The organism is Grimontia celer (assembly GCF_900055185.1).
Classification (GTDB): Bacteria; Pseudomonadota; Gammaproteobacteria; order Enterobacterales; family Vibrionaceae; genus Enterovibrio; species Enterovibrio celer.
On the sequence record NZ_FIZX01000001.1, the window covers coordinates 1,287,459 to 1,309,846 of the forward strand.

The following is a 22,388-nucleotide window of genomic DNA, read 5'->3' on the forward strand; positions in this document are numbered from 1 at the left end:
CGAAATCAGTTTTGTAGTGCGGTCGTCTGCCAATACTACCTTGCGCGCCCGATGGCGCGCTTTTTTTATTCTATCTACACACTCATTCTTTCTGCGAAGATCCTTTTATTTAGAGCGCAACATAAAATACGGTTACGTAACAGTACGTTCCGGTTGCTAGGACAAATTTTTTCCCGTTGTTTGTTTTTTGAATGTCTGCTTGAAGTACCTTTTCCTTCAGCTTTTGTAAATACGGTTTACATCACGTTTCTTTGTCGCGTACTCTTTGATAAGACAAGAGATCAGAGGATATGACATCTATGTTTTCAAAACTGTCTTCGATTCTAAAAGAAGTTTTTTCCGAAGAAGGTGGCAGTGCCACATCAAATGAAATGCGCTACCAGCGCGCAATGGCAGGCTTGCTCTGTGAAGTTGCGGGCGCTGATCATCAACTCGATCCCCGAGAAGAAACAGCCAAAATCAGCCTACTCTGCTCATTGCTGGATGTTGATGAAAAGGAAGCCAGTCTCTTGGTAGAGGAAGCCCGAGGAGATAGCGAACACTCAGTTTCTCTTTATGACTACACGGACAAGTTGCGTCAATTAGAACAAAGCCAACGCTACGACTTGGTCAAGGCGATGTGGGAAGTGGCGTATGCAGATGGTGAACTGGATCCACTGGAGGACTCAGTGATCCGCAAAACCGCTGAACTGCTATATCTGGACCATGCATTGTTTATTAAAGCAAAGTTAGAAGCGTCAGGGCAAAGTTAATCTGCCCCTGTCATTATGTGCTCGTAGAAATACATGATGAATATGATGTTGCAACAGGACCGTTTGGAGCCGAAGAGCCGTCCAGCAATGATATTGAATCGTAATTCGAACCACTTGCAGTGGCGCTCCAATATGAGTAATTCCCTACTGGCCAACCATACCCTGTGTACATGTTGCCGAGGGCTGTAAACAGGCCGCTCAATTGAGTGTTGGTTGCTACAGCCCAATCCGTTCGGCCAGCAAAAGAAATGGATGCAAGCTTCTCACACCATTCTCTCGAGTCGAACCAGTTGAAAAGCATAAATCGCCCTCCACTTGGGCCGCTAACACCATCCCCAATTTCGCTTTCACTTAGGAAAGTAATATCAAGTGCATCCACTGCGGCCAAACTGGGTGCTGAAGTAAACCAGTTATTGCTGCTGTCTTGGGCAATTTTCAAACAGGCCCCACTAGCTATCGTGTTATCCGAGTTATTGACCGATGAAGAATAAGCCGAGCCAAAAGTATGCCCACAAACTACTGAAGCAACGACAGTCAATGAAGACGCAGAGCTAGTGACACCAGATAGTGACGCGGTAATGTTAACAGTCCCTGCGTTTGAAAACGTTGCCAAACCATTGCTATCCAAATCGGCAACAGCGCTGTTCGATGACGACCAGCTAACATCATTGGTAATATCCGCCTCTGTACCGTCGCTATAGCGACCGACAGCCTTAAAGCTCTGATTTGTGAAAGCTGTAACTGAAGAAGGCGTGACATCGATATGTGCGAGCGTTGAACTGGATGATGTCCCAGTCCCTGAGCCTGATGTATAAGTGATATTGTCGTCTTTGCATGCAGTGAAGAGAGGTAATAGAACTGCTGGTACAACAAGGTTAAAACGCATAACAACCCCATCCAATAATACTGTTCGTCTCCATAATGAGACTAATAAAAGTATTAGTAGAAGCAATAATATGCGTCAACGTGCTTATTCGGACACAATTAATATTCGACCATCAACCTCTACACGACGAAGTTGAGCGCCGAATGTTTCCTCGAGCGTTTCCACATTCATTACGTCACTGGGTTTGCCTTGTGTAACGATATGGCCGTTTTTTAGCAATACGACTCGGTCAGCATCGGATAAGGTTCGGTTGATATCATGATTAGACATCACCACCGCAATCCCCTTATCTGCAATCTTTCGGACGATTTTGTACATTACGCTTTGCTGCGCAATGTCCAATGCCGTGGCGGGCTCATCAAGTATCAGTAGTTTTCCTTCGGGGTTGATATTCGGCCAAATCTGCAAACACACACCAGCTAGACGGACACGCTGCCATTCACCACCGGAGAGCTGCTCCGTACTGCGGTTTAGTTTGTCTGATATCCCCAGTAATTCGCAAACCTCAATCACTGCGCGCTCCGCTGATGATGGAGCGAGCTGTGGGATGGCTGACAAACTCAGGTTTAGGTATTGATAAACACCAATAGCAAAAGCGGGTTTCTGTTGCTGGCTGAGGTATGCACGCTGACGGGCAAGAGACATGCTGTCGATTTCGGATAAATCTTCTCTATCCAACTCAATACTTCCCTGCCCTTCAATCAGGCCCGAAAGGAGCTCTAGCAGAGTACTTTTTCCACTCCCATTGGGCCCCAACAGATGAACGATCTCACCTTTATCGACGTTGAAATTCAGTGGTAAAAGGCGCGTGCCTAGCGCAATGTTTTTTGCATTGATCATACGCGTCTCATCAACATCCAAATAAACAGAGGTGCACCTATAGAGGTCGTCACAGCGCCGACTGGTAACTCAGCCTCTGCAATTGCCATACGTCCAATCGTATCTGCAACCAGCATCAAAGCTGCCCCAGAAACTGCTGACAGGGGTAAAAGAAACTTGTTTTCAGTTCCCAACCATAGGCGAAGAAAATGAGGCACGACCAAACCGACAAAACCAATGACGCCAGCCATCGCGACAGAAGCACCAACTAATAAGCTGACGAGTAGAATCAAGCGCCATCTTAATGAATCTGTATCCAACCCAAGTTGTTTGGCTTGCATTTCTCCAAGCATCATCAGATCGAGCTTCTTGCCTTGAAAGCAAAGCCAAGCAAGAGCAGGAACGACGATAATGGTCAGCGTTAACTGAGCCCAATGCACACCAGACAAGCTTCCCATCAACCAATACATCAGTTGACGCAAATTCAGGTCAGAACTGAAATAGAACGCCCAGGTGACAATAGCACCAGAGAGAATCCCCAGTGCAACACCAATCAATAATAGCCTTGCTGTAGACATGGCCCGTCTTCTTGCCAACATGACAAGAATCGCGGTAAACACCAGCGCACCGGCCATCGCTGCGCTCATTAGTCCATAAGGCGTGGCAAGTGCCGGGAACAGAAACATGACAACAACCAGGGCAAGGCTCGCACCGCCAGAGATACCCAGTACGCCAGGCTCCGCCAAGGGGTTACCCAGTAAAACCTGTAATACACCGCCAGATACTGCCAATGATGCGCCAATCACAATTGCAGCGATGACGCGAGGCACACGTAGCTCGATCAACAATTGTTGCTCCAAAGGAGAACTTAAAGAGAATGGTGATATCCAGATTTCGCCAGCAGACAATGAAAGCAGCACACTAACAGTGAGAAGACATAGTGAGATGATAAGTGCAGCATGCCAGCGCCTTTCCCGACGCTGGACAAGTTGAAGTAAATGCATGGTTTTCGGGTTTTAATCGCGATTGCCGCCAACCATACATAGAACAGATGGAAATGAAAAGCGCTAACTGAAGGCGACAGGCCCCGGATCGCGTTCTACGTTGACGTAGAGCGGTTCTGATAGATTTGGCTCGAACGGCTGAACCAACAACGCAGCGCGTTGCCCTATCGCGACTTTTGAATTTGGAAACACTACTGCTTCACCGCCCGCGATAGCTGAATATACGGTCCCGTTTTCCTCCGCTAACTGTTCACCTTCAGCAAAGTATGTAAAGTTTGCCGCATCATCACTAAAAGCAAGATTAAAGGCATCACTTGTTTTGGTGATGGTTCGCGTCACTTTATAGTTGGAGAACCCTTTTTCTGTAGGAGGTGCCGGAAGGGTCTCTCCGCACAGCAACGCAACCAATGCATCACGCAATGGTTTAAACTCTTCCATATTATTCTCATACAAACGGGCAACACGGCCCATTTCAAAGGTCGCTGCCAACGCGCCGAACTTTTCGGCACTGTACCAACTGAACGTTGATGAAGGCGTTCGGCTCAGCATAACAGCATCCATGTGCGACGCTTTCAGAAAGCTTACAAGCGGCCTGATATCCGTAGCTTGGGTTGATGCAGGTACAACACCAAACATATAGTGCTCAGACGCCCTGATGGCACTGTGCAAATCAAAGTGCCATGGCTCTTCGGTACCCTTCTTAAAGAAAACCTGCACTTGTTCCTGTAGATTGTTTGCAAGCTCGCACTCTTTGTTTCTCAAAGGATTTGTGTCAGCAAACAAACGGTTCAGATTTTCCTCAATAAAGCGTGTGTGAGCGTGAATGGCATCTGGATGGGCAATGATAAGAAGTAAACGAGATGTAGGCTGAAATGCTTCATCGAGAATACTGGAAACCAAGTCGTCTACAAGCTCGATAGGTGCTGTTTCGTCACCGTGAATACCCGACGATATCACAATGGCTTTATCAGACTCTGGTGGTGTTATTTCAACAACGCCAATCGCGTTGTGACTGACAATGACACCGTTAGAAAGCGTTATGCTGTTGGGAGTAAATATTTTGGGTGGAAATAGCGTGTGCTTTAGAAAGCCCCCGGAGAGTTGACTATCCATTTCAAGCTGTCCTTTTTGTTTTATATATTCTTCGTATCTCACCTCCAATATACAAATTAAACACACTGATAACAAACGCAATTGGACGCCCATACCGCAATCCGACGAGGTCGACAGACCCTATCCTACAGACAATAAAAAACCGCGGTTAAATAACCACGGTTCTTTGGAAAACTCTCGTACGACGATTAGTTATCTACTTTGGCTTTTTCGACACGTGCCTTCAGTTTTTGGCCCGGACGGAAAGTAACAACGCGACGCGCCGTGATAGGAATATCTTCGCCCGTCTTTGGGTTACGGCCAGGACGTTCGTTCTTTTCACGAAGATCAAAATTTCCGAAGCCAGACAACTTGACTTGTTCGCCACTTTCTAACGCCTTACGAACTTCTTCGAAAAACGCTTCGACAGTTTCCTTGGCGTCCCGCTTGCTCATCCCGACGTTCTCAAACAGGTTCTCAGCCAAATCGGCCTTGGTGAGCGCCATAGGTCATTCCCTCAAGAAATGTTGAACACAAATGTGATACGTCGTATCTACACCACGATTGCACTGCAAAAGAATTATTCACTTGCTCCTTCGTCGGGCAGCATAATCTCTAGCAGCAACTTACGAACAGTGTAAGCCAACTGGCTGATTTGCGCCAACTTTTTTCCATATCATTATTTGGAACAGTGCTCTGTTTATGAGCTTTTCATTCTTAAGGCATGCATAAAAACTGAGACACGTTATTGTGAATATAGTCATTAAGTGATGTTTTTACAGAGGTTTTAATCGTTTGCTTGGTGCAACTTGTTAAGATTCTGATAAAACATAGATTTATCAAAACGATACGTGTTAGAACTTTTAGACATAAAAAAAGCAGCCATCAGGCTGCTTTTTTATTAACATTTTTGTAATTAGTCGCGAAGATGCGCGCCAAATTTGTCGCCGAGCAATGCAACAACCGATGCAACCGCCTCAGAAATATCACTTTCTTCAAGTGTGCGTTCGGTTGATTGAAGGCTCAATGCAATCGCCAAACTCTTCTTACCGTCTTCAACACCCTTACCTTTGTAAAGGTCAAACAGCTTAGAACCCGTGATCAATGCATTATCGGTCTCCAGACATGCGCGTACGACAGCTTCAGACTCAACGTCGTCAGCAACAATAACTGCGATGTCACGACGGTTCGCTGGGAACTTGGAGATAACAACTGCTTCTGGAATCACACGCTTATTGATCGCAGACCATTCGATTTCGAAAACGATGGTACGGCCGTTCAAGCCAAACTTTCGCTCAAGTTCCGGGTGAACAGTACCGATGTAACCCACCACTTCGCCACCAACTTCAATCGCTGCAGATTGACCCGGGTGCAGCGCAGGGTGTTTCGCCGCTTTGAAGCTGTAGTTCAGCTCGTTTGCGGTCAACTCCAGAATCGCTTCCAGATCACCTTTCAGGTCAAAGAAATCAACAGTGTTGGTAGCAATATCCCAATGCTCTTCAGAACGAGGACCTGCAATAACACCTGCCAGCATCATTTCTTGCAGCATGCCGTTCTCAGCACCTTCTGCAGGAATAAAACGCAGACCTGCTTCAAACAGACGAACGCGTGGCTGCTGACGTTTTTGGTTGTAAGCAACCGTGTTCAACAAGCCAGTCCAAAGGCTCAGGCGCATTGCTGACATATCTGCAGAAATTGGGTTCGGCAGAACCAAAGGCTCTACGTCTGGCACAATCAGTTTTTGTTGGTTTGGCTCTACGAAGCTATAAGTGATCGCTTCATGATAACCACGGTCAACCAGCAGATCACGAACGCGCTTCAGAGGCTGATTAGCTTCTTTGTGTTCGTTCATGTTCAGAGATGCAACTGGCGCTTGGTTTGGAATGTTGTCGTAACCGTAGATACGGCCAACTTCTTCAATCAAGTCTTGCTCAATCGCCATGTCGAAACGCCAAGATGGTGCTTTCGCTGACCAACCTTGCTCAGTGGTTTCAACTACGCAGCCCAGACGGCTCAGGATTTCCACTACATCTTCAGAAGAAATGTGGTGGCCCAGCAGGTTGTCCAGTTTGGTTCGACGCAGTGCAATGGTGTTCGCTTTAGGCAGGTGTTCTTCAGACTCCTGACCAACGATCTCTCCTGCTTTACCGCCACAGATGTCGATAAGCAGTTGCGTCGCACGCTCCATTGCGTAGTTTTGCAGTGTTGAATCAACACCACGCTCAAAGCGGTGTGAAGAATCAGTGTGCAGCCCATAGCTGCGCGCGCGGCCGCGGATCGCGTCTGGTGCAAAGAATGCTGCTTCCAGAAGAACGTCAGTCGTGGTTTCAGCGTCTACGCCTGAATCCTGACCACCAAAGATACCGGCAATTGCCAGCGCTTTATTGTGGTCTGCGATAACCAGCGTATTTTCGTTAAGCTCCGCTTCATTACCATCTAGCAGAACCAGTTTCTCGCCTGGTTTAGCCATACGCGCAACGATACCGCCTTCGATCTTTGCCAGATCGAATGCGTGCATTGGCTGACCTTGCTCCAACATTACATAGTTAGTGATGTCGACGATTGGGTCGATAGAACGGATACCGCTACGACGCAGTTTTTCCTGCATCCATAGTGGCGAAGCCGCTTTAACATTTACGTTGCGAACGACACGGCCAAGGTAACGTGGACATGCTGATGGTGCTTCGATAGCAACCGAAACTTTGTCGTCGATTGCCGGAGCCACTTTCTCAAACGCTGGCTGGCAAACTTCAGCACGGTTCAGAACGCCTACTTCACGTGCCAGACCTTTGATGCTCAGACAGTCTGCACGGTTCGCAGTCAGGTCAACATCAATAGTCACATCGTTCAGTTTCAGGAATTCACGGAAGTCGGTACCAATCACTGCATCCGCTGGCAGCTCCATGATGCCGTTAGACTCGACATCGATACCCAGCTCTGAGAACGAACACAGCATGCCGTGGGATGGCTGACCGCGTAATTTCGCCTTCTTAATTTTAAAGTCGCCAGGCAGCACAGCACCAACAGTCGCTACTGCTACTTTCAGGCCTAAACGACAGTTAGGTGCACCACAAACGATGTCCAGCAGTTCTTCACCGCCAACGTTGACTTTGGTAACACGCAGTTTGTCTGCATCAGGGTGCTGGCCACACTCAACCACTTCACCAACAACAACGCCGGTAAATTCACCAGCGACGGCTTCGATGTCGTCTACTTCCAGACCTGCCATGGTGATTTGGTGTGCCAGTTCTTCGCTGTTAACTGCAGGGTTAACCCACTCGCGAAGCCAGGATTCACTGAATTTCATTTATCAATTACCCCAATGCTTACTTGAATTGTTTCAGGAAACGCAGATCGTTCTCGAAGAACGCACGCAGGTCGTTTACGCCGTAGCGCAGCATGGTCAGACGTTCTACGCCCATACCGAATGCAAAACCTGAGTATTTTTCTGGGTCAATACCAACCGCACGCAGTACATTCGGGTGAACCATACCGCAACCCAGTACTTCCAGCCATTTGCCGTTTTTGCCTTTAACGTCAACTTCTGCTGAAGGCTCTGTGAATGGGAAGTATGAAGGACGGAAACGTACTTCCAGATCTTCTTCGAAGAAGTTACACAGGAAGTCGTGCAAAATGCCTTTCAGCTGCGCAAAGTTCACGTTCTCGTCAACCAGCATGCCTTCTACCTGATGGAACATTGGTGTATGGGTCTGATCGTAGTCGTTACGGTAAACACGGCCTGGTGCGATGAAGCGCAACGGTGGCTGATTGTTTTCCATCGTACGGATTTGGACACCTGAGGTGTGCGTACGCAGCATCAGATCAGGATTAAAGAAGAAAGTGTCGTGGTCAGTACGCGCTGGGTGATCTTCTGCAATGTTCAATGCATCGAAGTTGTGGAATGCGTCTTCGATTTCTGGACCAGTTTGAACACTAAAGCCAAGCTCGCCAAAGAAGCTTTCGATACGTTCGATAGTGCGGGTCACTGGGTGAATACCACCGTTCTCGATACGACGACCAGGCAGAGTCACGTCAATGGTCTCAGCTGCCAGCTTCGCTTCAAGCTCTGCACTCTCCAGTGCAACTTTACGCTCGGTCAGCGCTTGTTGAACAGCTTGCTTTGCTTTGTTGATGCTTGCACCCGCTTCACGGCGCTCTTCCGGCGGAAGTTTACCCAACTGCTGAAGCTGTAGGGTCAGCTCACCTTTTTTACCCAGGTACTTAACACGTACCTCATCCAGAGCCGCAACTGAATCAACCGCTTCGATAGCAGCCGTTGCGTTGGATAGAATCTCTTCTAGTTGTTGCATCGTTTCCTCATCTGCCTGTCCAGGCAGTGTCCTACGGGGGAGTAAAAGATATACCAATTCTCGTAGCAGAATCCGTCTTCCCAGTGCGAATTCGCATTGGCAGATCACGCTCTGAGAATTGGTATAAGACGTAACGGTACATAGTAAATAAACCGCGCCTCAAATCCAATCTGAAATAGCCGTTTAATAGCGGTCATGACTAAATCGTCGGCGATTTTATCACCTGAAATTTTCCAACGACGTGAAATTATCCAGATTCCAATCAATAGCGACGCAATTAACTCAGAAAATTGCTTATTGATTCATCACTTAGTGCGATCAATTACCAATATCTGTTCAGTACTGAATGCAACTTACAGCCTCCGCTATCGTCACAGTCAAATTTTGATAACAGCACGTACAAGATGTCGTAGAAATCAGGCCCGAGTATGTATTTTCTAGTTGATGAGCTCTTGCTCACATCCAATAACGTCGAAGCTAAAAATAGGACAATACAATGGCAAAATTCAGTTGGCACATTACGGGTAAAAAAACCAGTTACTCGCTTTTTCTTCCAATAGTCATGTCAGCACAAGTAATCGCAATGGAAAATACTTACCCACCATCTCAATCATCACCGATTGATACTGCAAAAACGCCTATGTTTGTCTCGCTAGGCTTTGATGATAACAACGACTTAGAAGGTCTTAAGTGGGTTCTCGATACCCTTGCCTCTCATAAAAATCCAAATGGTATGGACAAACATGCTAATCGTAATCTTACCGCGTCATTTTTTATGCTTTGCGGCCAATCAAAGGAAAACGAAGACGTTTTGAACTTGTGGCGACGCGCTCATCAAGCGGGTCATGATATTGGAAATCACACCGAAACACACCCGGATGACAAGGTGAACTGGAATCCCTTGGACAGTTGGATGGCTCCAGAAGCCTGGCAGCAAGAAGTGACGCTCTGTAATCAATTTCTCACCTCCGCTGTCGAAGAAGGCGGTATAGGTATTGAAAAAGCACATGGCTTTCGAGCGCCTTTTCTTACGTACAATGACAATACGTTAAAGGCGGTTATTCAAAACGGCATAGCTTACGACGTCAGTTTTCCCGCGGGCATAACACCCTCTCATGACGGAACCAACAATTACTGGCCATACACTCTTGAGAACGGAAGCCCAGAACATGATCTTGCCGTTAATGGTGGTTGGAAACCGCAGATAGCCAACTATCCAGGTTTGTGGGAAGTTCCTGCACATACTCTGATCGTGCCACCCGATAATCTGACGTCGGAATATGGCATTGATTATTCTTTGAGGGACAAGATCGCCAAGCGCGTACCCTGGTTTGACCCTGAATCGGGAAAAGGTGATAACTTCGACTGGAATCTATACTCCGAGCCAGCCTGGGGCGCCGCTGGACTCTCCGGAGACGAGGTATTTGCAATTTATGCCTATAACCTGGATTTACGTTTAAAAGGAAACAGAGCACCTTTGGTTTTGGGGTTACATTCTGGTTTCTATGGGCTGGTGAATGGACAAGAACAGTTTGGAATGCCGGGTTCAGATACCCAAAGTCGCCAAGCTGCCCTCTCCAAATTCATCAAGTACGCATTATCAAAATCTGAAGTGCGTTTTGTCAGCCATATTGAAATCATTGATTGGATGAACAAACCTGAGCCACTGACCTTATGCCCTAAAGAAGATTGGAATGTATATACAACATATGCCGAAGGCAGTGTTGTTGCGTATCGGGGAGATAACTACATAGCTAAATGGTGGACTACCCAGCAAATACCGGGGCTCTACGAAAACTCGCCTTGGGAGCTGATTCTTTCTTGCACAGCGAATTGATTGTTGAATTTAGAATAGAAAAAGGGGAGCCGAGGCTCCCCTTTCTCACAAAGTCTATTCTGTAATAAATTACAGAGCAGCTTTCGCTTTCTCTACCAGAACAGAGAATGCAGCTTTGTCGAATACAGCGATATCAGCCAGGATCTTACGATCGATTTCGATAGACGCTTTCTTCAGACCGTTGATGAAACGGCTGTAAGACATACCGTTTTGACGAGCCGCAGCGTTGATACGTGCAATCCACAGTTGACGGAATTGACGTTTCTTCTGACGACGGTCACGGTAAGCGTATTGACCAGCTTTGGTTACTGCTTGGAAAGCTACGCGGTAAACACGTGAACGTGCACCGTAGTAACCTTTAGCTTGTTTCAGAACTTTCTTATGACGTGCACGAGCTTGTACACCACGTTTTACGCGAGGCATTATGTCTCTCCTAAACTAAATCGTTAAAAATACTAAGAAAAATTATGCGTATGGAAGCATACGAGCAACTACACCCATTTCGCACTTAGGCAAAATTGAGTTAGGACGCAGTTGACGTTTGTTCTTAGTAGTACGCTTAGTCAGGATGTGACGCTTAGTTGCGTGCTTGAACTTGAAACCGCCACCAGTTTTCTTGAAACGCTTAGCAGCACCTTTGTTTGCTTTCATCTTAGGCATGATGAATAACTCCGCATTGTATGCATTAATAACAGTGTAATTTGGCGAACAAAGAGGCTATGCCCGAAGGCATAGCCTCTCGTTACTTGTATGCCGAAATTACTTCTTCTTAGGGGCAAGAACCATGATCATTTGACGACCTTCAATCTTAGAAGGGAAGCTTTCTACTGAAGCGATTTCAGCAGTGTCTTCCTTCAGACGATTCAGAACGTCAACACCGATATCCTGGTGCGCCATTTCGCGACCGCGGAAACGGATTGTAACCTTGACCTTGTTACCCTCTTCAATAAAGCGAACCAGGTTGCGTAGTTTTACCTGATAGTCGCCAATATCGGTACCAGGACGGAATTTAACTTCCTTGACCTGAATAACCTTTTGCTTTTTCTTCTGCTCTTTTTGAGCCTTACTCTTCTCGTAGAGGAATTTGCCGTAGTCCATCACTCGACAAACTGGCGGCTCGGCATTAGGGCTGATTTCTACCAGATCGACTCCCGCTTCTTCAGCGACTTTAAGAGCTTCGTCGTAAGAAACGATACCTAGTTGTTCACCGTCGAGGCCTGTTAGGCGTACTTCGCGCAGACCACGAAGTTCTTCGTTCATACGGTGAGCATTTTGTTTAGCCGGGGCTTTTCTTGCGCCTTTAATACCTTATTCCTCCAAAATATTAAGAGTTCGGGCACGAACTTCGTTCTCGAGCAGAGAAATGAATTCGTCAATTTTGTATTTACCCAAGTCTTTACCTTTGCGTGTACGTACCGCGATTTCACCAGCTTCCATCTCTTGGTCGCCGCAAACCAGCATATAAGGTACGCGCTTCAAAGTGTGTTCGCGGATTTTAAAGCCAATCTTCTCGTTTCTCAAGTCTGCAGACGCTCTAAATCCTGCTTTTTGCAGTTTTTTCGCTACTTCCTGAACATATTCCGCTTGGTTATCGGTAATGTTCATCACTACAGCTTGCTGAGGAGCCAACCAGCTTGGGAAATGACCCGCATATTCTTCAATCAGAATACCAATGAAACGTTCCAGTGAGCCCAGAATCGCGCGGTGAATCATAACTGGGGTGTGACGTTCGTTGTCTTCGCCAACGTACGTAGCGCCCAAACGCTCGGGCAGAGCGAAATCGAGCTGCACAGTACCACACTGCCACGCACGATCCAAACAGTCATGCAAAGTAAATTCAATCTTAGGACCATAGAACGCACCCTCGCCTTCCAGAATCTCGAACTTAATGTCCATAGATTCCAGCGCTTCAGCCAGTGCTTTTTCAGCGCGATCCCACATTTCATCAGAACCTACGCGCATTTCAGGACGAGTAGACAGCTTCACCACGATTTCGTCAAAGCCGAAAGTCTGGTAAGTGTCGTAAACCATCTTGATACAAGAAGTCACTTCTTGTTGAACTTGTTCTGGGGTACAGAAGATGTGTGCATCATCTTGGGTGAAGCCACGAACACGCATCAGACCGTGCAACGCGCCTGATGGCTCGTTACGGTGACAGCTGCCAAACTCTGCCATACGCAGCGGCAAGTCACGGTAAGATTTCAGACCCTGATTAAAGATCTGCACGTGGCCAGGACAGTTCATCGGCTTCAGTGCGTAATCACGGCTCTCAGATTGTGTGGTGAACATGTACTCAGAGTACTTATCCCAGTGACCTGAACGTTCCCAAAGAACACGGTCCATGATCAATGGGCCTTTCACTTCCTGGTAATCATATTCGTTCAGTTTTGCACGAACGAAGGTTTCCAGCTCACGGAAGATAACCCAACCATTGTGATGCCAGAACACCATACCCGGCGCTTCTTGCTGCATGTGGTACAGGTCAAGTTGTTTACCCAGTTTACGGTGGTCACGCTTCGCTGCTTCTTCCAAACGCTGCAGGTGCGCTTTCAGCTCTTTCTTGTCGTTGAAAGCCGTACCATAGATACGTTGCAGCATCTTGTTATCGCTGTTACCACGCCAGTAAGCACCAGCGACGTTCAAGATTTTGAAGTTTTGGCAGAAGCCCATGTGCGGGACGTGAGGGCCACGACACATGTCGATATATTCTTCGTGATGGTAAAGACCAGGGCGATCATCGCGAGATACGTTCTCGTCCAGAATCTCCATCTTGTAAGATTCGCCACGTGACTCAAAAGTGTCACGCGCTTCCTGCCAGCTCACGTTCTTCTTGATGACCTGGTATTTGGTTTTCGCCAAATCCTTCATGCGCTTTTCAATCGCGTCCAGGTCTTCTTGAGTCAGAGAACGGTCAAGGTCAATGTCATAATAGAAACCGCTGTCGATGGTTGGACCGATCGCCATTTTCACATCAGGGAATAGCTGCTTAATCGCATGACCCAGCAAGTGAGCACAAGAGTGGCGAATGATCTCAAGACCGTCTTCGTCTTTTGCAGTGATGATTTCCAGGTTTGCGTCGTTTTCAATCAGGTCGCAAGCGTCTACACGTTGACCATTAACACGACCCGCGATACAGGCTTTCGCAAGACCAGGACCGATGTCAGCTGCGACGTCGTAAGTGGAAACTGGGTTATCAAATGAACGTTGACTACCGTCAGGAAGAGTAATTACAGGCATTATATTGTCCTATTTACAGTGGTGTTACACACGAAGTAACACTTGTTTGGATTTTTTGCATTCAGCTGAGAGAGCGATAAATGCAAGAGAATGAAAGATTCTTGTGAGTCCAATTTTGTTACAAATCAAAATGTCTGAACCCGAATCGAAAGAGGATTGTAACGATGTGGTGGAATAACGCAACCAATGAAGTGCCCTGCGATTGCTACTTCCCTTTCACCATTCAATGGTGACAGTGTAACAGAATATCAAATATACAACTGATCAAAGGGCGCTCTATTTACTCTCGAATCAGATAACTAGAAATGTTATGTTATAACATCACAACAAATAGACCTTTAGCTTTGATAATGAAACACTTTAAACCTATCGCCCTTCTCACAGCAGTTTTTGCCTTCACGCTTGCCTTTTTCATCCCAGATGCTGACAAAAAATCTATAGAGGCGACAGAACCAACACCAGATAAAATAGAGCTACCACTAACCGTTCAAACAGACGGTGTCGAAAGTAAAGCTGGATCAACTGAGACTCCTAAAGCACAAAAGATCGATTACATCGTTAAAGTTGGCGATACGCTCAGCGAGATATTCTCATCCCTACAATTACCTTACAGCGCATTGCTTGAAATCCTGGCGGCGGATGAGCCGCACCTTCAACTCGACACTATTAAACCGGGCGACCACCTAAGTTTCACTGTGCTAAGAGAAACGATGACTCTCCAGAAACTGAGCTATCACATTAGCCTTGTAGAACAAGCTACCTTTACCCTGGAGGATGAAGGAGGGTTTATCTATGAATTTGTCGAGATGCCAAGCGAGTGGAGAGAAGTTCTTTATTCAGGGACAGTAGAAGGTAGTTTTTCGCTATCCGCACACAAAGTAGGCCTTAGTTCAAACCAAATAGCGAACATCACGAATGTGTTGAAGGATAAACTGGATTTCACCCGCTCACTCCGTGCCGGAGACCGTTTTAATATTCTCGTCAATAAGCAGTTCCTTGGCGATCATCCTACGGGAAACAATCAAATCCAAGCCATCTCATTCAACCTCAGCAACCGAGAAGTAGCAGCATTCCTCGCTGATGATGGCCGATTTTACGATAGAAGTGGAAACAGCCTTGAACGCGCTTTCAATCGCTATCCTATCGACAAAAAGTATCGCCGGATTACCTCTGCCTTTAATCCGAAACGGAAACACCCAGTGACCGGACGGGTTACACCACACAACGGTACTGACTTTGCTACACCAGTTGGTGCACCTGTTTACTCAACAGGTGATGGCAAGGTAGTTAGTGTGCGTAATCACCCTTATGCCGGGAAGTATTTGGTTATTGAGCACAACAGCGTATACAAAACTCGCTATCTACATTTGCATAAAATATTGGTGAAACGAGGACAGCGCATAGAACGCGGCCAGAAAATTGCCCTTTCAGGGGCAACAGGCCGACTGACGGGCCCTCACCTTCACTATGAAGTGTTGGTAAGAAACCGGGCAGTCGATCCTATGAAGGCGAATCTTCCAATCGCAAGTTCAATCTCTCAAGAAAACCTGGCTTCCTTTCAAGCAAGAATATCTGAGTTCGATTTAGCGACAGGAAACCAAAACCTGAGTTCCTAAGCATTGATGCCAACTGATACTGGCCAGTCCCTTTACCATCATGTGAAAAAGGTTTTTGCCCTTGTCGCAAAGGCGGACAACTCGCTGATTCTAAGTTCGTTTACAGTCACTCTTACACAATATTAGAAATGTGTGTTGTACGCAGTCAGACGATATAGCGCTCTCGGTGGGAAACAAAATGCCCACTGCTATGCTGACAAAGAGATCGATTAAGCCAAAACGAAGGATACGAACAATGAGCCAAAAGCTTCAAAACGCTCAAAACCTATACCTGGAAGGTATTCGAGACGGCAATATTGAAGTCGTTAAGAAATATACAGGTGAAAGATACACGCAGCACAGTACAGGTGTTGAAGATGGTCCAGAAGGCTTTATGGCGTTTTTCAAAGGCTTCTTGGAGCGTACTAACTCCCGTGACATTCAGGTTATTCGCGCTATCGAGGACGGTCGCTACGTTTTTGTTCATGTCTACCAAGATATCGACAATGGAACAGCTAAATGGGTAACAACTGATCTTTTTGACACAGATTCTGATGATAAAATTGTTGAACACTGGGATGTCATTGCTGCCTATCAAGAGCCTGAAGACACTGCTTCAGGTAATGATATGATTCTGGGTAATTTCGAATTAAAAGACCTCGACAAGACCGAAGAAAACAAAGCGCTTATTCGGAACCTTCTCGTAGAAGTTTTCCAAAACGGTCACTTAGATGCGTTGGATAAGTATGTGTCTTCCGAAAAGTATATCCAGCACAACCCTCACCTTCCTGACGGTATAGAAGCTCTGCGCGAATTCTTGAGCTCCCATGATTTGAGCTATGACTTTGTTTTCAACGTTATCGGTCAGGGTGATCATGTCGTGAGCTATTCAAAAGCCACCTACGAGGGTCAGGAGATGGCAGTGTTCGATATTTTCAGGATAGAAAACGGTAAGATTGTCGAGCAATGGGACAATATGGAGCCTATTCCACCTAGAACTGAATGGGCAAACACCGGTAAATTCTAGTTATTTCATTGCTGTATAATGCGACAGAATTCGCGTTGTATGGCAATGACTTTTCTTAAGTGAAGAGATCTTCAGTCCAAAGTTCATTCCTTCAAACAATTTGAAACTAAATTCCCTCCCAAAGTGATGGTCATTCGCTCTCAAAACAGGATGATGAACACACCAATGCAATCCAATAAAGAAAAAATCACTTCGCATGCCAATCGTTTTATTTTTTGCTGCCTCCTTTGCCCTGTTGACCACCCAGATCGTTCACGCCGACATTCCTGAACAAGTGTCAGATAACCACAAACAATATTATGGGCAATTGCTCGAAGAACATTGCAAGCCTGCCGTCACAGACATTGAGAACCAGAGTTTGGATAAAGTGGCAGCTGCTCTCACGCACGCTGAGAAAATGGACCAAACCATTGATCTCGAACCAGGGCTTTTAAGTCAGATGCAAAAGCTGCTGCCAAGATACCTGGAATGCGACGCAAACGCTCAAGACCCTTTGGAGCCCATCATCGACAGTTTCATTGCTTTTCTCGCTGTCAACAGGCACCTCACGCAAGAAGAACGAAGGGCTTATGTACAATTCGCTATGAAGTTGGCAGAACTCTCAAAAGAAAATGAAAAACTGGAAGTGAACTGAACAGAAAAACATCACGTAATGAGTTAGTGATGTTGCAATGCTGTAGCTTAGGCCTCAGAGACTCCCGTCTTTGAGGCCTCTTTTTATCATAGGCCCACGCAGTTTGCGTAGAAAGTAGTTGTAGCCGGCCAGTCAGAGAAGACACCAACAACACCAACATCCTGCGCGAGAACGTCCAGCAGATTAAAGATATCACCGTCATTATTGGTCGCGTCTTTGACGGATTGATAATACCAACCTCCACCATTACCCAGAGGACCAGAACGTTCTAGCGTCCATGCAATCATGTCTAAATCTGCCTCTTTGGCCATTTTCGCATATTCAGAAGGAACAATTTCACCTTCACTGCTCAACGTTACCAAAGCAAACAATGGTGGTGCGATAAACTCAACACCCGCTCTCTTCAGCGCTTTCATGTCTGCTAGAGTCGGCTCCCACAACTTGTTTTTATACATACGGGCGTCTAAGAAAACTGCTTGCTCACCGAACTTTGGCTCAGCGGAAATCCAGTACTTCACGTCATCAAGATTGAAAGATTGGACAAAAACGTGTGAAGGTTTAACTCCCGCCTCTTTGTACTCTTCTATCATCTTTTGAGCATAGTCTTGCTGTGTTAATCCATCATATGGCATCTCGACAGCCGCGCTTTTCAACTCAGGTGTCATTTTCACATCAAGTGCTTTAAATAGTTCAATACTTTCAGCGTGCGTCATCAATGTACCGCGACTCGCGTAGAGATCGGTACGCCAACCTGGCGTACCAGCCATGTACGCTTCCGGTGTGGTCGCCATCGGGTTTGCGCCATCCATTTTGCCTTTGAGGCGTTTAAATTCCGCGAGTGTGAAGTCCGTGGTGCGACATTCAACTCTCGCCTTTTCGCCCTTTTCAGGATTTGCTGGTGTAAACGGCACGCTGCATTTCGCGGCGAGATCTGGATGCGATAACACATCAGTCGTGGTGTGCAGATCGTTCTGGGAATGCCGACAAACTAGCTCCTTGTCCTTAGTGAAAGTTACATCACATTCCAATACACCTGCGCCCATTTTGGCCGCAGCCATATAGGACTCTTTTGTGTGCTCTGGGAACATCAAGGCTGCACCGCGGTGGCCAATTGAGAAATCACTTTTCTTTGGCTTGTCATCCAGACATTTTTCTAGTTTTGATTTCAGTTCACCTTCATCCATGTCCGCAACGAGAAATAATGGGCGTGGACCCAATGTATAGTCATTCGAAGCGACAGCGGAACCTGCTGCCAACACAGAAAAAACCAAACCCAACTTAACGATGTTCTTCATGTACCACTTCCTTCAGGTTGTTTGGGTATAAAATTAGGGTTGTTGACCTTAGGGGCTGTTGACCTTTGGTGATGGTTTTTGCAGCAGTTTGTCGGGAATTTCTGCCGCGTTATCGGCTTCTCATGTAGGCTCGCTACATGTCAAAGCCTCTGCCTTGCATAAAATTCCCACAAACGTTGCCAGAAGGGTTCTGCCCCTAGTAACCGAGCCGCATTCTGTATTAACCAGATGAATGAATTGAGACAGAAATCTTACCGTTCAGTGTTAAATCAAAGCCATAACAAAAGATAAGACAAATAGCCTGATTTATGCGCACCATCCGACTCCCAAACTACCATCCTTGATTTTCAGTCAGACTTCATTAATGATTAATTGTATATACTAATATAAGTCTGAGTACCTATGCCGAAATCTCCCCGCTTCCAGCAGATTAAAGACTTCCTGATTGAGAAAATTGAATCACAGGAATGGCCAGTTGGCGCAAAAGTGCCAACAGAAGCAGAGCTTTGTGAGCAGTTTTCGGTCAGTAGAATGACGGTAAACAAAGCGGTAAGAGATTTAGTCAATGAGGGTTGGCTGGAACGGACCCCTCGTTTAGGCACGTTTGTATGCCAGCGCAAAGCGGAAAGTCCGCTGATGGATATCCGCAATATCGCAGAAGAAATATCAGGGCGCGGTCAAGCACATCACAGTGAAATCATATCCTTAAGAAGGATACGCGCTCCGGAAGATGTGGCAATGCGCCTCGGTATCATGCTAGGTAGCGATGTTTTCAAAAGTGAAATCGTGCATTTCGCCGATGAAGTTCCGATTCAAGTTGAACTGAGATGGGTAAATCCCGCATTTGCCCCTGACTATTTAAAACAGGACTTTTCGGCTATCACACCCAACCAATATCTCGTATCAAACTGCCCATTGGGAACTATTGAACATACCGTAGAGGCCATTCTTCCCCCCGCACATATCGCAAAGCTTCTTCAAATAGAAACGACCCAGCCGTGCCTTTTACTTCATCGCCGCACCTGGAGCGAGAACCAATTGGTCAGCGCAGCCCTTCTCTACCACCCTGGTAACCGCTACAAACTCAGCGCTCGCGCAGAACTTTAACCGAAGAATACCCTCTTACTTTCAGCGGCTTCCACCAAGCTGGCCGCTGAGCTTTACACCCGCCATCACAATTTCATAACAACAGATCTTGTCATCGTCTTTTTAATTGTCTATACATTTATATATACAAATAATGAGCGCAGTAAAAATGAAGAAGATGTTCACGGATTGTCGTCTTGTTTCAATGGATACAGACGTCAGCCACAGTGAAGGGTACCAAGTACGCGATAACCAAATGATTGCGGTAGAAAATGGCCGCATCGTCGCTATTGGTGAAAACCTGTCAACAGATGGATATGACAAGGTTTCAGTAGAAAACCGTCTGATTACACCAGGTTTTATCGACGCGCATACCCACATCATTTTTGCCGGCGACCGCTCTGGTGAATTTGAACAACGCTTGCAAGGTGTTCCCTACGAACAAATCGCTAAAAACGGTGGTGGCATTCTCTCAAGTGTCAAAGCCACCCGCGAAGCTTCCATGGAAGAACTGGTATCTTTGGCGCTTCCACGAGCTAAGGCTTTGATGCGTGACGGCGTAACAACTATTGAAGTAAAAAGTGGATACGGCCTGACGGTTGAGCATGAGCTCAAGATGCTGAAAGCGGCGAAAACCCTTGAGCAAGACATCGATGTGAACATCTCAACCACTCTGCTCGGTGCACACGCTCTGCCACCAGAGTTTAAAGACAACAGCGACGGTTATATCTCATTGGTGTGCGAGGAAATGATACCAGCAGCAGCAGAGTTAAAACTTGCTGACGCGGTCGATGTGTTCTGCGAAGGCATTGGCTTCTCCCCCGCGCAAATGGCAAAAGTTTTCGACGCCGCACGAACTCATGGGTTGGAAGTTAAAGGCCATACCGAGCAGCTCACTGATCTCGGGGGCAGTGCGCTAGCTGCCGAGATGGGCGCACTCTCTGTCGACCACATCGAGTACTTAAACGAAGAAGGGGTTAAAACTCTGGCGGAGAATGGCACCGTCGCAACTCTCCTTCCTGGCGCTTTCTATTTTCTGCGTGAAACTCAGAAACCACCGATCGAGTGGCTCCGCCAGCACAAGGTTCCCATGGCGATTGCCACCGATTTCAACCCCGGCACATCACCGTTCGCCAGCCTAACACTGATGATGAACATGGCCTCTACCCTGTTTGGGCTGACACCAAAAGAAAATCTTTATGGTGTAACCCGTCATGCTGCACAAGCATTAGGACTGCGTGCCAAAGGTCAAATAGCTGCTGGGTTTGATGCTGACTTTGCAGTTTGGGATTTAACGTCTCCAGCACAGCTCAGTTACCAAATAGGTCTTGCACCGCTGTATGCACGTTACCTGAAAGGAGTCGAAGCCAATGACGATTGATATGAGCGTCTGGGATGGCCGGACAGATTCTGAAGACGGCGAGAGCGGATATCGCTTTCACCAGAAAGTGCAAAGCGCTGATAAAGCGAAAGAGCCCGGCTGCATGATAATAGGTTTTGCCAGCGACGAAGGTGTGTCCCGCAATAAAGGACGCGTTGGCGCGTACTCTGCGCCGACCGAAATCCGAAAAATGTTGGCTAACTTACCTTGGCACCATGAATCTCTCTGTTTCTTCGATAACGGCGATGTGTGTTGCGACGACCACGACTTGTCCAAAGCGCAAAAACAACTGGCAGACAATATCAGTGAGGCCATGCGACAAAAACACTTCCCCTTGATTTTGGGCGGCGGACATGAAGTTGCTTGGGGCACGTTTCAGGGCTTAGCGAACCACTTCATACAGAAAAATCCTGCTGAGGCACCCAAGATCGGCATCATTAATTTTGATGCACATTTCGATCTCCGAACGCCTGTAGGCAATGCACAGAACGGCAGTTCTGGCACCCCATTTTCACAAATCGCCGACTTCTGCCACAACCGCAATTGGCCATTCCACTATGCCTGTCTTGGCGTAAGCCGTGCCAGTAACACTCAGGCATTGTTTAACAAGGCCCGAGAGCTCAACGTATTGGTGGTTGAAGATTCAGACTTCACCACATCCTCTTATGCATACATCGAAGACCAATTAAACACCTTTATCGCAGGAATGGATGCCGTCTACCTGACTATCGACTTAGATGTTTTCCCAGCAGCGACAGCGCCGGGTGTTAGCGCACCTGCCGTCCATGGCGTTGAATTTCCGCTGGTGGAGCGTCTCATTCGAACCATTGCTGAAGCAATGAATAAAGATGGCCACCCCAAGCTCAAGATTGCTGATATCGCAGAGCTAAATCCGCGTTATGACATTGATAACCATACATCTCGACTTGCTGCCCGTCTGGTTTGGACGATTTCCCGCAGCCTTGCTAATACACAAGGAGTGAAACAATGAGCGACCCACGTCTCGATCTGTCACGCACGATCAAAGCGCCGACAGGAACCAAACTAACTGCAAAGTCTTGGCTGACTGAAGCGCCGCTTCGAATGCTGATGAACAACCTGCATCCTGACGTGGCCGAACACCCTCACGCCCTCGTGGTTTATGGCGGTATTGGGCGCGCAGCGAGAAACTGGCAGTGCTATGACAAAATCGTAGAGGTACTCAGCCGCCTGGAGGACGATCAAACCCTTTTGGTGCAATCCGGCAAACCTGTTGGTGTCTTCCCCACTCATAAAGATGCGCCACGAGTATTGATTGCCAACTCCAATCTGGTACCCCACTGGGCAAACTGGGAACATTTCAATGAGCTCGATAAACAAGGTCTAGCCATGTACGGTCAAATGACTACCTGATTTACTAAACACCTACTTTACAGTATAGTCGCTCCAAGTCA

At 46.9% G+C, this 22,388-nt stretch carries 20 protein-coding genes and 1 pseudogene; 9 read left to right on the forward strand and 12 right to left on the reverse strand.

From position 1 onward, the window contains the following. Positions 1-299 precede the first annotated feature (299 nt). Positions 300-752 carry a tellurite resistance TerB family protein gene (locus tag GCE9029_RS05715; RefSeq protein ID WP_062661601.1) on the forward strand — a complete coding sequence of 151 codons (453 nt, stop codon included), beginning with the start codon at positions 300-302 and terminating at the stop codon, positions 750-752. A 13-nt stretch (positions 753-765) separates the two neighbouring features. On the opposite strand, the gene GCE9029_RS05720 is transcribed toward GCE9029_RS05715, so the two are convergent. The 7 genes from GCE9029_RS05720 to pheS form a co-directional block, all read right to left on the reverse strand. Next, positions 766-1,638, reverse strand: coding sequence for an adhesion domain-containing protein (locus GCE9029_RS05720; protein ID WP_062661603.1), 873 nt, complete (start codon positions 1,636-1,638; stop codon positions 766-768). Positions 1,639-1,722: 84 nt separating this feature from the next. After that, positions 1,723-2,478, reverse strand: a complete 756-nt coding sequence (btuD, locus tag GCE9029_RS05725; RefSeq protein ID WP_062661605.1) for a vitamin B12 ABC transporter ATP-binding protein BtuD — start codon at positions 2,476-2,478, stop codon at positions 1,723-1,725. Beyond that, complete coding sequence (btuC, locus tag GCE9029_RS05730; protein ID WP_062661607.1) at positions 2,475-3,461, reverse strand: vitamin B12 ABC transporter permease BtuC; 987 nt, start codon at positions 3,459-3,461, stop codon at positions 2,475-2,477. The genes btuD and btuC overlap by 4 nt, the downstream gene beginning before the upstream one ends. A 63-nt stretch (positions 3,462-3,524) precedes the next feature. After that, complete coding sequence (locus GCE9029_RS05735) at positions 3,525-4,574, reverse strand: succinylglutamate desuccinylase (RefSeq protein ID WP_062661609.1); 1,050 nt, start codon at positions 4,572-4,574, stop codon at positions 3,525-3,527. Between the two features lie 188 nt (positions 4,575-4,762). Then, complete coding sequence (locus GCE9029_RS05740) at positions 4,763-5,059, reverse strand: integration host factor subunit alpha (protein ID WP_062661611.1); 297 nt, start codon at positions 5,057-5,059, stop codon at positions 4,763-4,765. Positions 5,060-5,469: 410 nt separating this feature from the next. Next, on the reverse strand, positions 5,470-7,860 hold the full coding sequence (gene pheT / locus GCE9029_RS05745) for a phenylalanine--tRNA ligase subunit beta (RefSeq protein ID WP_062661613.1): 2,391 nt from the start codon (positions 7,858-7,860) through the stop codon (positions 5,470-5,472). A 19-nt stretch (positions 7,861-7,879) separates the two neighbouring features. Continuing rightward, positions 7,880-8,863 carry a phenylalanine--tRNA ligase subunit alpha gene (gene pheS / locus GCE9029_RS05750; RefSeq protein WP_062661615.1) on the reverse strand — a complete coding sequence of 328 codons (984 nt, stop codon included), beginning with the start codon at positions 8,861-8,863 and terminating at the stop codon, positions 7,880-7,882. Between the two features lie 496 nt (positions 8,864-9,359). Here pheS and GCE9029_RS05755 point away from each other — a divergent pair, with 496 nt between their 5' ends. Continuing rightward, a complete protein-coding gene (locus GCE9029_RS05755; protein ID WP_062661617.1) occupies positions 9,360-10,700 on the forward strand; it encodes a polysaccharide deacetylase family protein in 1,341 nt (446 codons plus the stop codon). 69 nt (positions 10,701-10,769) lie between these two features. Here the strand turns inward: GCE9029_RS05755 and rplT are convergent, their stop codons facing one another. The 4 genes from rplT to thrS all read right to left on the reverse strand — a co-directional run bounded on the left by rplT (position 10,770) and on the right by thrS (position 13,937). Then, the gene (gene rplT, locus GCE9029_RS05760; protein WP_002540099.1) at positions 10,770-11,123 is read right to left on the reverse strand and encodes a 50S ribosomal protein L20; all 354 of its coding nucleotides are present in this window, start codon (positions 11,121-11,123) and stop codon (positions 10,770-10,772) included. A gap of 42 nt (positions 11,124-11,165) precedes the next feature. After that, positions 11,166-11,360, reverse strand: a complete 195-nt coding sequence (gene rpmI, locus GCE9029_RS05765) for a 50S ribosomal protein L35 (RefSeq protein ID WP_062661619.1) — start codon at positions 11,358-11,360, stop codon at positions 11,166-11,168. Positions 11,361-11,459: 99 nt separating this feature from the next. Then, positions 11,460-12,005: a translation initiation factor IF-3 gene (infC, locus tag GCE9029_RS05770; RefSeq protein WP_082804287.1), complete on the reverse strand. Its 546-nt coding sequence runs from the start codon at positions 12,003-12,005 to the stop codon at positions 11,460-11,462. Positions 12,006-12,008: 3 nt separating this feature from the next. Then, a complete protein-coding gene (thrS, locus tag GCE9029_RS05775; protein WP_062661623.1) occupies positions 12,009-13,937 on the reverse strand; it encodes a threonine--tRNA ligase in 1,929 nt (642 codons plus the stop codon). 350 nt (positions 13,938-14,287) lie between these two features. Here thrS and GCE9029_RS05780 point away from each other — a divergent pair, with 350 nt between their 5' ends. The 3 genes from GCE9029_RS05780 to GCE9029_RS05790 all read left to right on the forward strand — a co-directional run bounded on the left by GCE9029_RS05780 (position 14,288) and on the right by GCE9029_RS05790 (position 17,193). Further along, positions 14,288-15,553, forward strand: a complete 1,266-nt coding sequence (locus tag GCE9029_RS05780) for a peptidoglycan DD-metalloendopeptidase family protein (protein WP_062661625.1) — start codon at positions 14,288-14,290, stop codon at positions 15,551-15,553. A gap of 235 nt (positions 15,554-15,788) precedes the next feature. Continuing rightward, positions 15,789-16,559, forward strand: coding sequence for a nuclear transport factor 2 family protein (locus GCE9029_RS05785; protein ID WP_062661627.1), 771 nt, complete (start codon positions 15,789-15,791; stop codon positions 16,557-16,559). A gap of 196 nt (positions 16,560-16,755) precedes the next feature. Then, a complete protein-coding gene (locus GCE9029_RS05790; RefSeq protein ID WP_062661629.1) occupies positions 16,756-17,193 on the forward strand; it encodes a hypothetical protein in 438 nt (145 codons plus the stop codon). An 86-nt stretch (positions 17,194-17,279) separates the two neighbouring features. On the opposite strand, the gene GCE9029_RS05795 is transcribed toward GCE9029_RS05790, so the two are convergent. Beyond that, complete coding sequence (locus GCE9029_RS05795) at positions 17,280-18,488, reverse strand: glycerophosphodiester phosphodiesterase family protein (protein WP_062661631.1); 1,209 nt, start codon at positions 18,486-18,488, stop codon at positions 17,280-17,282. 402 nt (positions 18,489-18,890) lie between these two features. Here GCE9029_RS05795 and hutC point away from each other — a divergent pair, with 402 nt between their 5' ends. The 4 genes and pseudogenes from hutC to GCE9029_RS05815 all read left to right on the forward strand — a co-directional run. Further along, on the forward strand, positions 18,891-19,595 hold the full coding sequence (gene hutC / locus GCE9029_RS05800) for a histidine utilization transcriptional repressor HutC (RefSeq protein WP_062661633.1): 705 nt from the start codon (positions 18,891-18,893) through the stop codon (positions 19,593-19,595). Positions 19,596-19,743: 148 nt separating this feature from the next. Next, positions 19,744-20,955, forward strand: coding sequence for an imidazolonepropionase (hutI, locus tag GCE9029_RS05805; protein ID WP_062661635.1), 1,212 nt, complete (start codon positions 19,744-19,746; stop codon positions 20,953-20,955). Next, on the forward strand, positions 20,945-21,946 hold the full coding sequence (gene hutG / locus GCE9029_RS05810; protein WP_062661637.1) for a formimidoylglutamase: 1,002 nt from the start codon (positions 20,945-20,947) through the stop codon (positions 21,944-21,946). Before hutI ends, hutG begins: the two co-directional genes overlap by 11 nt. Beyond that, positions 21,943-22,341 (forward strand): annotated as a pseudogene (locus GCE9029_RS05815) (urocanate hydratase); the annotation flags it as partial. The gene hutG and the pseudogene GCE9029_RS05815, both read left to right, overlap by 4 nt. Between the last annotated feature and the right edge of the window lie 47 nt (positions 22,342-22,388).